7 protein-coding genes are annotated in these 13,257 nt (G+C 63.3%); 3 read left to right on the forward strand and 4 right to left on the reverse strand.

The genetic code is table 11. From position 1 onward, the window contains the following. Window positions 1-17: 17 nt before the first annotated feature. Window positions 18-968, reverse strand: a complete 951-nt coding sequence (locus KGD87_RS08685; protein ID WP_284666996.1) for a DUF3616 domain-containing protein — start codon at window positions 966-968, stop codon at window positions 18-20. Between the two features lie 151 nt (window positions 969-1,119). On the opposite strand from KGD87_RS08685, the gene KGD87_RS08690 reads away from it, so the two are divergent. Beyond that, entirely contained in the window at window positions 1,120-1,713 is a 594-nt protein-coding gene (locus KGD87_RS08690; RefSeq protein WP_284666997.1) for a DUF998 domain-containing protein, read from the forward strand. Window positions 1,714-1,811: 98 nt separating this feature from the next. Here KGD87_RS08690 and KGD87_RS08695 read toward each other — a convergent pair whose 3' ends face one another. Together KGD87_RS08695 and sitA5 are read right to left on the reverse strand one after the other, a co-directional pair. After that, a complete protein-coding gene (locus tag KGD87_RS08695; protein ID WP_284666998.1) occupies window positions 1,812-2,162 on the reverse strand; it encodes a DUF2019 domain-containing protein in 351 nt (116 codons plus the stop codon). Then, the gene (sitA5, locus tag KGD87_RS08700; RefSeq protein ID WP_284666999.1) at window positions 2,159-3,472 is read right to left on the reverse strand and encodes a SitA5 family polymorphic toxin; all 1,314 of its coding nucleotides are present in this window, start codon (window positions 3,470-3,472) and stop codon (window positions 2,159-2,161) included. The genes KGD87_RS08695 and sitA5 overlap by 4 nt, the downstream gene beginning before the upstream one ends. Window positions 3,473-4,217: 745 nt before the next feature. On the opposite strand from sitA5, the gene KGD87_RS08705 reads away from it, so the two are divergent. Beyond that, the gene (locus KGD87_RS08705; RefSeq protein ID WP_284667000.1) at window positions 4,218-7,364 is read left to right on the forward strand and encodes a hypothetical protein; all 3,147 of its coding nucleotides are present in this window, start codon (window positions 4,218-4,220) and stop codon (window positions 7,362-7,364) included. A 26-nt stretch (window positions 7,365-7,390) separates the two neighbouring features. Then, window positions 7,391-10,261, forward strand: a complete 2,871-nt coding sequence (locus KGD87_RS08710) for a hypothetical protein (protein WP_284667001.1) — start codon at window positions 7,391-7,393, stop codon at window positions 10,259-10,261. Window positions 10,262-10,426: 165 nt separating this feature from the next. On the opposite strand, the gene mutS is transcribed toward KGD87_RS08710, so the two are convergent. After that, window positions 10,427-13,198, reverse strand: coding sequence for a DNA mismatch repair protein MutS (gene mutS, locus KGD87_RS08715; protein ID WP_284667002.1), 2,772 nt, complete (start codon window positions 13,196-13,198; stop codon window positions 10,427-10,429). Between the last annotated feature and the right edge of the window lie 59 nt (window positions 13,199-13,257).

Genomic DNA, 13,257 nt, shown 5'->3' on the forward strand with positions numbered 1-13,257 from the left:
CGGACGCACACGCCGCCTCACGGCGCTTCCGGCAGCCGCACCCAGACGCCCCGGAAGCGCTTGCGCGACGCGTCCTTCAGCCGCTTGCACTCGACGCCGTCCACCGGCGCGGTGCCGTCGTCGCTGAGCAGCAGGGTCTCCTCGGCGTCCTCCGGCGTGAAGAAGGCCTCTGGGTTCAGGCCCGCCAGGTCCACCGCCTCCACGGCGACCGGGGCATCCTCACCGCCGCGCCAGGTGAACAGGCGCGAGGTGCCCTCCGCCGCCGCTCCGCCGCTGATGATGAGGTAGCGGCCGCGCCACCAGGACAGCGAGCGGATGCCCAGGCCGCCCAGGTCCAACTGCACGGGCTCGCCCAGCTGGGCCCGAGCGCCCTCCTCCTCCACCAACGACACCGGATTGAGCAGCGGCACCAGCAGCGCCTTGCCGTCCGGCACGGGGCTGCGGAAGCCCACGAGGATGGAGCGCCCATCCGGCATGGCCGTCATGCCTTCGATATTGAGCCCGCCCGGGGCCTTGGGCGCCTTCGTCTCCGCGCCGTCCAGCCCGAAGCGCGCCAGCCGCGGCGCGGCGAGCAGGTCATCCAGGAGCTGCGTGTACGGCCGCCCCACCAGCCGGGGCCCCGCGTCCGTCTCCTCGGTGGCGAAGAAGCGCAACCGGCTGGGCATCTTCTTCCCCGAGCTGTTGCGGCCGTGCGACGTCAGCCAGAAGGACAGCGAGCCCAGCCCGGTGGCCGCCTCGATGTCCGTCTCTGGCGCCTTCTTCTTCGCCGCGGGCAGCTCCAGGTCCGGGGACAGGTCCACGCTCTGCACCGGCGGACCGCCCCGGCGCGCGTCGTAGACACGGAGGACGTTGTCCTCGTCATCGCCCACGACGAACAGGTCGCCGCCAAGCGCCACCGCGCCGGAGGCGTCACACATGCCCTGGAAGCGCAGGACGTCGCGGCCCTCCATGGACGGCGGGGCCGGCACGGACTTTCGTGCCGGCCCCGTCAGGAACCTACAGGCACTGCCAGGATTCCTTTCGCTCAGGCATTCCTGCTTGATGCGAATCGACACAACTGGGGGAGGCCTCCAGGCGATAGGTTTTTGCCAGGAGGCACGGGCGCTTAAACATGAGGAAATGAGCCTTTGGGTCCTCGTTGTGGCGGTCCTCGCCGGGTTGCAGGCCGCGGTACCGCCTTGGTGGTTCGCGCGCCGCCGCCCTGGCTACAGCCACCTGCGGAACACCCTCAGCGAGCTGGGGGAGACAGGTGCTCCAGATGCGGCCCGAGTGGCCTGGCTCGCCTTCGCGCCCCTGGGCCTCTCGGTCTGGGTGTTCGCGGCGTTGCTCGGAGGGCTGCTTCCGGAGGACGCCAGGACGGGGCTCGTGCTGCTCTCCCTTCTGGGCGTGAGCTATGTCGGCGCCGCGGTGTTCCCATGTGACGCCGGCGCGCCGTTCTGGGGGACGTGGCGGAACCAGATGCACAACCTCGTCGCCGCCATCGGCTACTTCGGCGCGGGCGCGGGGTTGATCGAACTCGGGCGCACCTTCGAGGACATGGCAGCGGTGTCCGGCCTCGCGGTGCTCACGTCCGCGCTGGGCAAGGGCGTCCTCGCCGGAATCTTCGTGCTGTCGTTCGAATCGCCCGTGCGAGGGCTCGTTCAGCGCCTCATCGAGGCCACGGTGTTCGGCTGGATGCTCCTGGTGGGTGCGTGGCTGGTGCTGGGACAATGACAAACTCCTCCCGTGTGCTGCTTCACGGGAGGAGCCTGGACTGAGCGCCCGAGCGCCAAGCAGTGACGGCGAGGTGCACCGCGTGGTCAACATCCTACTCATGCCGGGTCCAAGGCCCAGGTGCCTTCCTCCCAGCGCTTCAACGCCTCGGAGGCCGCGAAGGAAACAAAGCCGTCCCCTTGAGCTGCCTCCGTCAAGACCGCCTTGGCCTCCTCCGTTCTATGGCGAAGGAGGAAGGCTGCCGCCTTGACTCGAACATCCATGCGAGGATGCATGAACAGCGCTGCGAGTGCATCCCTCCCAGGGTTGCCATGCGCGCAAAGCTTGTCGAATGCCGCGTTCACCTGCTTGGCGTGCTTGTTTCCGGTCTTCGCATCTCCCCGCCACATCGCATCGGTCTGAGCTGCGGCATGCTGGGCGAATGTCTCTACGAGCTTTTCGAGAATCACTTCCGGACTCCCCAAATCCCCTTCTGGACCTTCTTGATGGCCTGCAGCCCAAACTGGCGCTGGGCCTCATAAGACTGAGTGCTCAACCACCGTCGCACCGTCAAGCGCCTCGAACCGGTGATTTCCTGTTGAATCGAGGAGAAGAAGCCGCTCACGCGCGTGTGCAGTCCTGCCTCCAGCGGGATGACGTTTTCGGTGTTGTGTATGGCATGGGGACGAAACCGCTCCACGTTGCCAGGAGTCTGCTCGATGATGTGGTGCCACTGCTTGCCGGGTCCCGCCGCGCCCAATGCACGCTTGAGACCGCTGAACGAGCCCCAAGATCTGAAGCCAGCGGGATTACCCCCAACTGGGGATTCTCGCCCGACCGTGCTCGGAGCGGCCATCGCGACCGCCGTGGCAGGAAGGGAGATGATGACGGAGCTTCCTGCGACGGCCACCGCATGCACCTGTCCTACATTCGCCAGGTCAATACCTACTCGTGCGGCCCCTGCCACCGCAGCCTCCGTGAAGCGGGGCAACATCGACAGTCGCGAGGCCAGCCACGCGGCGCTCCCGGTCAGGCCATGGCCCACCACCAAGGTGACCGCGAGGACGAAGACGCGCGCTACCTCCGGGCCAACCCGGTTGGCGAAGCGCTGACCGGCCTGCTCCAACTCCACCCATGTCGTGGCCCGGTCGGTCGCCCCCTTCAACTCTTGGCTCGCGTCCACCATCACCAGGAAGGTCTCCACTCCCAGGTAGATGAGCAGGACCGCCGAGACGATGGCCGCCACCTTGGTGAATACCGGCTCGGGGTTGGCCGCCAAGACGACCCAGGTGACGAGACCCGTGGCGATGACTGTGTAGAAGAGCTGGGGCGCCAGGGTCTCCTCCACTGCCCTGGCGATGCTCTCCTTGAGGGGCTCAAGCGCCAAGCCGAGGGCGACCCCGAGTTTGTCCCACTCGCCCAGCCCCATCCCCTCGTCAAGAAGGGAGAGGCAGTGGTCCCTGCGCTGGCCCGACTTACAGAGACCGCCGAAGCTCTTGCGCATCAGGCGCTGCCATCGAGTGTCCTCGGCGTTGCCTGAGTAGGAAGCGCGCACCAGCCAGCCTTGCGATGGAGCACGAAGCGTCAGCGGAACATCCAGCACCAACTGTCCCAGCGCCTCCTCGATTGTTTCTGCGTCCACTCTCATGGACCTGTTCGAGGAGGATGGTCTGTACTCCAAGGGCGCGCCCTGTCCCGTGTCGAGGCTGACGACACGCGGTGACGCACACGCATTCAGGATGGCGAGGAGCAGGACCACGACGCTCAGGCGAGTGACCATGTGACGCTTTCAGAGCGAGGAGGGCTCCAGTTTACGAGATGGTCATCCCAGCGACGAGGATGTTCCAGTTCTCATCTTCATCCGACTGCGCGGCCGCCCGCTTCCGTGGACCTCCTGTGCGCCTTCCATCCTCGCGGCACGGCACCAACGCTCCACGCCTGCCCCCAGTCTACTGGCCCCCGACGGCATGCTCACGCACGCTCGACGAAGGGACACGCTCAGCAGAGCATGGCCATGATGTGGCGACTTGCACTCTCTTTACTGAAGCAGGAGACCCAGACGAAAGCGAGTATCGCAACCCGCCGCAAGAAGGCCGGTTGGGGCCATGACTACCTGCTTTCTCTCCTGACGCTTCCTTCATAGGGGATTGTCCCGCACATACATGTCAATAAATTCAGGCACTTGGAATGCGGCTGTCCTGACACTAACCCCTCCGACCAACTACACAAACTCAAAATTTGACATGGGGCTCGTCCATGCGAAGAATCTGCACTACTCAGGCATTCAGGTATTGGTAGCGCAGCGACATCTAGCCATGCCCAAATCCGATCCAAAGACCATTCAGGCTCCACGTTCCGAAGCTACTCCCCTTGTCTACTCCAGCCTAACGAGAGATCAACGAAGAGCGGGCCGGGAAATTGCCGCTACCCTCCGTGTGATGGTCGACGAGCCCTGGTCTCCGCTCCCAAGCAAGACTGAAGAGCATTCGTACCTACCGAAGCTCGACAGGACCCGAACCAACCGTGTGCTGCTGATTGATGGTGGGCGAGGAACCGGCAAGTCCACGCTCCTGTTGACCCTGCTCAACGTATACCGGCGTCATGTCCTAGGGAAGCCGGAGCCCCGTGGGTTTGAAGGGATGGCCGAGCAAATCATCCCGGTGGGGTTGCTGGATCTGCAGCCATTGCCTCCCTCTACCAATCTGGCGCTCCATGTCCTGGGACACTTGAAGGGCGTCGTCGACGCCGTGGAGCCGCCCACGACCGGAACGTCAGACACGCCGCTCTGGGATGAGCCTGCTAGCAATCGCCTCCGCGACAGGTGGACCCGATTGATGAGGCTGCTCGCAACATGGGACGAGAGCATGGAGGCACGCATCGGAAGGCAAGACGCAAGCTCATACATTGTTGAGATCGTTGAGGAAGAGCTTGAGCGCGGTCAGTTGTCGGAAGGCTTTCGAGGCGCTGTCGACGCACTGGTCGATGGCTATGCAACAAAGCGCGGCTGGGGGAGCAACAGGCGGCCGTTGTTTCTCATCGCGATCGACGACGCGGACATGAACCCCAAGCTGTCCTCCCGGCTGCTTGAACTGCTAAGGAAGTTGTGGCATCCGCGCTTGGCGTTTCTCATGGCAGGTGACAGCGGGCTGTTCCTGTTGCGACTCAAGGAGGCGGTGCTCGCGCAGGTGAGCCGGGCGTCGAAGGACGGAGCAAAATACCTCCGTCTGGCCAATGACATGCTCGACAAAGACATTCCCAGCTCCGCTCGCTTCCGGTTGGGAGCACTGCGTCCCGACGAGCGGGTAATTCGAAATCGACAAATCCAATCGCTCCTGCAGCGGTTCTCCATCGACGCACATCGTCCAGAAATACCCCGGAAGGAAACCAACACGCCGCTGACCCTACGTGACTATTTCCTCGCTCATCGCCAGAGCTCCGAACTTCTCCCGGAACGACTACGACAGGTAGATGAACTGATGTCGCGCCTTCGCCGGGAGCGTCCGCTTGGTGAAGGGCTCATTTCACCGACAAGGACGTTCCGGATGGTCAAATGGCTGTGGGATGAAACTGTGCGTGAGCACGTCAAGAATTCAAAACGCAGAGAACACCTTCTCGGTGCACTTACGAGCACACGACTTGACGGACAACTACAGCTCAAAGCTGATCGGATACGACTAAAGATGGAGCTTGAACCCATCGAAAGGATGAGACAGGAGAGCAGCGCATACACCCTCACGATGCAGAAAATGAGTCGCTTCCATGCCTTCTTGAAGCCCGAACTCAATAGGAATCCAATTATCGGCATTTTGCCCGCCAACATCGACTATTTGCCAGGACCTGTCACCGCATGCTGGGTACTGGCTTCGGACATCTCTGGGGACAGCAAGCAGGCGGGTCCTCTCGACCAAGCCGAAGGAACCATCGACGAAGGAAGTGTGCAGTTCGTCATGGTATCAAGGCAAGCATCAAGCTTGGAGCCAGAACTTGAAGTCCCATGGCCGCTGCCTGCATGGCAGGCACCGTTGGACTACAATCTCTTCTCCAGATACTGGACAAAACTCCTTAAAACCGCGCCCCCCCGCCAAGAGCAGAATACGGGTCTCGTCGCACGTCACTTTCTCACACTTGTCATACAGCTATCGCGCGAACGGGTGCAGAAAACACCGATAACATGGGGACAAGCTCCCATGTGGCCTGAACTGGCCAATGATCTCGTCGAACTGGCAATGCATCCCCCCCCACTCTCTCCCAGACAACAGCAGAGTGCGAAGTGGGCAAGCTCCGATGCGATCCTTTTTGGCGCGCCAGAGTCTGGCCTAAACCATGAAGAAGCCGGAGCGTTCTTACGTGAGATCATCCCCGCCTTTCGGGAAAGCTGGTCAGTTGAACGGATACAAATGCGACGGCTCGCCCGACTTGCTACGGTTTCGTCACGAAGTGGCCAGAGTCTTGAGCCCGAACAGGCACTTCGCAACTTGGATGGAGCCAATCCGACTCACCCCTTCGTCATTGCAACCAAGAGTGACTACAAGCAGTCTCCTAAGACGGGTCACCGCCATAACCTCCTCGACGAACTCGAGCACATCAGCCATCCACTCCGCAGTGGAATCTTCACTACAAAAGATACTAATCTGGGGCATTACCGAACTAAACTGCGACAGGATGCATTGGGAAACCTCCCAGATTCTATTTATATACGCTTGAAAAAAACTATCGAACAGTACCGGGATCGATCCGTACCTATCGTCCTCATCAATCTCTGGAAAACGCTCGCGCATCAATCCGATAGAATCGACGTGGCCTCATGGTTCGCGCTTGATCGCACAAGACTCTTTCTGTCTGAAGACGCCAAGCAGTACAGTCTGCGCCTGCGGGACGCCACACTGAAATCGCGTGCGGGAAATGCTATTTTCATCCAAGTCGACCCACAGCGCGAACTCATTGTTGAGAGTTTTTCCCCGACGACATCAACCTCGAACCTCCCGCTTCCGCTCGAAGCCGTTTTTCGTCTTGCTTTTGATTACATTCAGGACCAGGATGATGAATCCATTACTGCGGAACCAGAGATCTCCGTCTGGCCCTTCGTTACGATGCGACTTCCCGGCGGGGCTTCGCAATCGATACACCCGTGGCCCGATGTACGCTGGCCCTCCTTGAAGGAATACGAGGATGCGCCCCGATCATGGACTGAACGAATGGCTGCCATTAAGGACTGGTTTGCTCATGACATTCATTCACTCAAGCCATACGCAGTCGACACCATTGCGCTCAGCTACCTGAAGGACCGAGTGGCATCGTATCGGAGAGGCACCGCCGGAAACACAATTAGTCTAGATGTGACACCAAGCGATTATTCTGATTTCCTAGATCGCGTTAATTCCTCTTTAGATTCCCAAAGCGGGCGGCGGAGCGGAATTCTCGCACAGTGGATCAAACAACTTCCATTGATGGCGACACCTGAAGCGGGCTTGTCCGACAATGTAGCTCGATTGTTCATCTCGAAACTGTCCTTGGATGAGAATAGCTTGGGCGAGGTTCAATCAATGCGTCGTGATCGCACTCTCGCGGATGGAGTGCCTCTACAGGATGTAGATGCATTCCTTTCCGCCATCGACCAAAAGTTCCCTACCCATCCATGGGTCGAGCGCATGAAAAAGCTCAATAAATCTTAACACATCCACCCTGACGAGGAAGGCGCATGGCAGGCGACATCCCCCTTGAGCGACTCATGGCCGAGGCAGAAGCTTGGCCTTTGCTTTCTCGGCATGGCTTCAGTTCGGCTCTCGTGACGCTCCGCCATCAGGCACCTAGCGTGCTCTCTCCTGAAACGGAGGCCATGGCGCGAGAACTGGAGGACTACCTCCGACTCCGAGCTCGTGGGCTTTCATTGGAAGTACTCCAAGGGGTCAGAGAGCACGCGTGGTTCTCCGTGGAAGACGGTGGAAAACTGGCTTTGGACATTGCGCTCGACGCCTATCTCCACCGACTGGCAACCCGTCACCTCGAAGCGACCGGCGGCACCGTCAGGCTCCGTGAGACTCCCGAGGCATCGCACCGGGACACACTTGATCACGTTTCCCATTGGCGGTGGCTTTCGCTCCGCTTGCCTCCAGACCTGCTGATCGCGGCCCTGTACTCACGAGGGCCGAGCAACCCGACCACAGATCGGGTCGGTCTCGTCAGTCCGCAACTGGCGCACGTCTTGACTCATCCTGTCGCTGAGACGCATCTGCACGAGAAAGCTGCATTCTCCTTCTCCCAGCTCTGGTCCTCATGGATGGGAGGGTTCCTCCGGGAGGTGCCGTGTCATGATGGCAATGCACATCAGGGCCATGATTGGCCTTTTGGAAGCCAGAGCGCGTTTACATCCATGCTGCTGGCGACAGCCATCGTCCGCGCCCTAATGGCGGGCTATCTCCTCCGGGTGAATGCAGGAAGGAAAACATCATTCTCGGAATTCTGCCGTCATTCGGTGGGGCGCACCGCGGAGGCACAGCACGTGCGACGCGCGCTTCATGACCACTGGTACTGGTGCGCTGGCGCGATGCGAATGATGTTGAGGGGCCCAGGTCCATTGGACACGGCGTCACTCTGTCATAGCTACCGGCGACTGGCCGCTCGGCAAGGAGCATCCCGTCGTCCACGGAACCTGGAGGAACTCCATGCTGCGGACCCCATGGCCGTATGGATGCCGGGTACCTCTGGCAGGGTGTTTCCCGAAACCATATTTACCACCAATGCACTGAGGGCCATTCACTCCGGCAGCGCGGACGCGGACTTCACGCGCTTTTTCTGGCAGTACCAGCGCATTCGTTGCCGTGCCTACGATTACTTGGTGCTGGAGCCGGGAACGGCGGGACTCGACTGGTTTCAGCGGTATTTTAGTCGCCTCAAGGCGCTCCGTGGAGACCTGGACCTCACTCTCTTCGAGGCAGCCCTTGAACACGAAAGCGCGGACCTCCAACTGGGAGCACTGGAGCTTCGACGGACGCCACCAGAGTCCTGGGCGCACGTCTGCCGAGACGTTCAGAAGCTCGCGAATGGAAGCCTCCGGTTTCACGCCCCCCCTTCGACGGATTTGACTCGTGCTCCAACGGAAGTGGGGATCGTCTTCCACTTCATCAAGGAACGCACAAATGTCCGCCATCCAGAACGCAGACTCCATGCGGACCCCGAGGGCAATGGAACGGGCGTTCGCTTCGGCGACTGGGTCTCGGAGCAGCGACGACGCGCACTCGCCGTGGCCGGGGCCCTCGAACGATTTCCCAGCATGTTGCTGCTCATTCGCGGGCTTGATGTCGCCAGCTCCGAGCTTGCCGCTCCCACCTGGGCCACTCTCAGTTTTTTGGAAGAGGCACGACGCGCGTCCATTCACGCCTCCCAGGTACTAGCATCTCGTGGCCCAGGACAGGCACTACCAAAGCTAGGTATCACCTACCACGTCGGTGAAGACTTCCGACGTCTCGTCGAAGGGCTGCGGCGGATTCACGAAGTGGTCGAGTTCGGGGCAATTCAACAAGGTGACCGCATCGGCCATGGGGTCGCACTGGGCGTCGACCCCAGGCAGTGGGCCCACAGTGCCCGTATGATTCCACAACCCGCCGAAGAGCGGATTAACGACCTCCTCTGGGAACTGGATCGATATCAAAGAGGAGATTTCACCAGCTCGGGAGAAAGGCGGGAGCGGGTTCGTGCGGAACTACGGCGACTTCTGATTGAGGTGCAGCGGGATCCCTCCCCCGACCTCGACATGTATCTGGAGGCGAGAAGACTCCTCCATTGTCCACGAGCCCTCGCACAGATGGGGTATCCCCGGCGGGTCGCAACGGGATCTAACAGTGCTCATCCGGAGCATGCTTCCGAGGTGGTACGCCGACACCTAACGTCCAGCGCATGGTTCCAGCGCGGGCAGCGCCATGTCACCGTGAGCGTGGATGCTGGGGAAATCGCCATGCTGGAGGAGGCACAGCGCTGGCTCCGGTGGTTGCTCGGACGGCGAGAAGTTACCATAGAGAGCAATCCATCGAGCAACCTGTTGACCTCGGGCCTCGCAGCACATGAGTCGCCTCCGGTCGTGAGACTGACGCTCGGTCCGAACTTCAGTAGGGCGAAGAAGCGGCACAGGCCAACGGTAGTCTCTAAAACGCCACTGCTCGTCTCCATCAACACGGATGACCCAATTACCTTCTCGACCCGGCTTGCTGACGAGTACGCCTACTTCTACGCGGGGCTGATGCGAATAGGCATGACCGTCCAGGAAGCGCTCGCATGGGTAGAACGCGCACGTCTTGCTGGGTGGCATTCGCGTTTCACCCTTTCCCGCAGCGCCGACTCCGGACATCTCCGCGAGCTGACCCGAACATGGAGTGCTGTACTGAAGCCGTGGTCCATGCGCCTCCGATCCTCCTCCCCTTCAGTTCCGCTGGAAGAAGAAGTGAACTCACCTAGCACGCCTCTTGCGAGGCCTGAGTCATCACCTGTGCAATGGCCGTTTGGGACGGCTTACCCTTCCGCCTATGGGGGGCAGCAGGGCCTTTGGGGTGGGCATCTCCTTGGACATCTTTGGTGAATCACCGGGCAGACAGGACGTGACATGAGGAGGCACCGCTGGAAGCGGCCCTCCGCATGCATCCAGTGCGCATGTCCCTCTGAGCGCCAGCCGAGCTGAGGATCAGCGCCCAGGCGGGGGGGCCTCACCGAAAGACTCTCGCGGAGGCCCCCGCGTAAACCCGGGCTACTCCAGCTCGCGCTGAAGCTTCGCCAGCAGGTTGAGCGCCTCCAGGGGCGTCATCCGGTCGATGGTCGCCTCCTTCAGCGCCTCCAGCGCCTTCTGCTGCGCGGGCGTCACCCCCGCGGGGCCCTGAGCCGTGGGCGCCGGCTCCGCGCCGAACAGCCCCAACTGCCCGGACGTGGCCCCACGGCGCCCACCCTGCGGCTGCCGCACGGCCACCCGGGGCCGGCCCGCGTCATCCAGCTCCCCGGACTCCAGGTTCTGGAGCAGCTCGCGCGCGCGGCCCACGACTTCCGGCGGCAGGCCCGCCAGCTTCGCCACTTCAATGCCGTAGGAGCGGCTGGCCCCACCCGGCACCAGCTTGCGCAGGAAGATGACCTTGCCGTTCTGCTCCTTCACGGCGATGCACAGGTTCTTCACCCGAGGCCGCTCCCGGGCCAGGTCCACCAGCTCGTGGTAGTGCGTGGCGAACAGCGCGCGCGCCCCCACCGTGTCGTGCAGGTGCTCCGCCACCGCCCAGGCAATGGAGAGCCCGTCGAAGGTGGACGTGCCACGGCCAATCTCATCCAGGATGATGAGGCTCTTGCTCGTGGCGTGGTGGAGGATGTGGCTGGTCTCCGTCATCTCCACCATGAAGGTGGACTGCCCGCGCGCCAGGTTGTCCGCCGCGCCCACGCGCGTGAAGATGCGGTCGCACAGGCCGATGCGCGCCGCCTTCGCCGGGACGAACGAGCCCGCCTGCGCCATCAGCGCCGTCAGCGCCACCTGCCGCATCACCGTGCTCTTGCCGGCCATGTTCGGACCGGTGATCACCATCAACTGCGCGTCCTCCGCCGGATCCAGGCGGACGTCATTGGGGACGAACGAATCCCCCGCCCCCAGCATGCGCTCCACCACCGGATGCCGCCCCGCGGTGATGCTGAGCGCCACGGACGCGTCCACCTCCGGCCGCGTGTAGCCATACTCCGCCGCGCAGCGCGCGAAGGACAGCAGCGCGTCCCCGGTGGCCACCGCCTCCGCGGCGGACCGGATGCGCGGCGCCGCCGACACCACCTGCGCGCGCAGCTCCTCGAAGAGCTGAACCTCCAGCGCGCAGCGCCGCTCCTCGGCGGTGAGGACCTGCTCCTCGTACTCCTTCAGCTCCGGGGTGACGAAGCGCTCGGAGTTCACCGTGGTCTGCTTGCGGATGTAGTCCCTGGGCACCCGGTCGAGGTTCGACTTCGTCACCTCCAGGTAGTAGCCGAAGACCTTGTTGTAGCGGACCTTCAGCGAGGAGATGCCGGTGCGCTCCTTCTCCCGCTGTTCAATCTGGAGCAGCAGGTCCTTGCCGGACGTGGACAGCGCCACCAGCTTGTCCAGCTCCGCGTGGAAGCCGGCGCGAATCATGCCGCCGTCCTTCAGCGTCACCGGTGGCTCGTCCGCCACCGCGCGCGCCAGCAGCGCCGCCAGCTCCGGCAGCGCGGCCAGGGGCCCCGTCAGCGACTTGAGCAGCGGGGACTCACACCGCGCCAGCACCGCCACTACCCGGGGAAGCTGCGCCAGCGACAAGCCCAGCGCGCGCAAGTCTCTGGCATTGCCCGCGCCCAGCGACAGCCGGCCGCACAGCCGCTCCAGGTCTCCCACTTCCTTGAGGATGCCGGCCAGCTCCTCGCGCCACACGCTGCGCCCGGACAGCTCCTCCACCGCGTCCAGCCGCGCGTGGATCTCCGGCAGCGCGCCCAGCGGAGACGAAAGCCAGCGCGCCAGCTTGCGCGCGCCCAGGCTCGTCACCGTCTTGTCCAGCACGCCCAGCAGCGAGCCCTTGCGCCCGCCGTCCCGCAGCGAGCGCAGCACCTCCAGGTTGGCCCGCGAGGACTCATCCATCAGGAGGTTGCCGCCGCGCTCCTGCCGGCTCAGCCGGTCCACGTGCGCCGCCGCCGTCTTCTGCGTGTCCTTCAGGTAACGCAGCGCCGCGCCCGCGGCCCCCGCGGCCAGGGGGGCATCATCCAGTCCGAAAGCGGACAGCGACTGCACCGCGAAGTGACTCCGCAGGTAGCCCGCCGCCCGCGTGGGTTCGAACGACGCGGCCTCGCCCTCCGCCACCGCCGGCGTGCGCACCAGCCGGGCGAGCAGCTGCGCCACCTCCGGCGCGTCCCGCTTCCCCTCCGGCACCAGCAGCTCGCGGGGCTCCACGCGCGACAGCGACTCCGCCAGCTCCGCGATGCCCGGGGCCTCCAGGGCCAGGAACTCGCCGGTGGACGCCTCCAGCAGCGCCGCGCCCCAGCCCTTGTCGTTCCAGGACACGGCGGCCAGGAAGTTGCTGGCCTGCGGCTCCAGCACCTCTTCGTCCAGCACCATGCCCGGGGTGATGACCCGCGTGACTTCCCGGCGGACGATGCCCGGCCCGTTGCCCGGCTCCTCCACCTGTTCGCAGATGGCGACCTTCAGGCCCTCCGACACGAGCCGGCCGATGTACCGCCGCGCGGCATGGTAGGGCACCCCGCACATGGGCACCTTGTCCGCGCCCTTGGCCCTCGCGGTGAGGGTGATCTGGAGGATCTCCGAGGCCTTCACCGCGTCCTCGAAGAACATCTCGTAGAAGTCGCCCAGCCGGAAGAACAGCAGCGAGTCCGGGTGGAGCGCCTTCACCTCCATGTACTGGCGCATCATGGGGGTCAGGGAGGCAATCTCCCGGGCGCCCGCCGCCTCGCTCACCGGCCCCACCTCGGGCGTCATGTCCCCGGGGAGCTCCACCGCTGCGCTCCTGCCTGCCTTCGCCTGCTGCGTCACGGCCATCCCTGCCCTTCTCTCATGGCCCCACCCCTGGATCAACGAACCGGCGCCCTACCCGCCGA

Origin of the sequence: Myxococcus sp. SDU36, from assembly GCF_030168875.1 — a bacterium.
GTDB classification, from domain to species: domain Bacteria; phylum Myxococcota; class Myxococcia; order Myxococcales; family Myxococcaceae; genus Myxococcus; species Myxococcus vastator.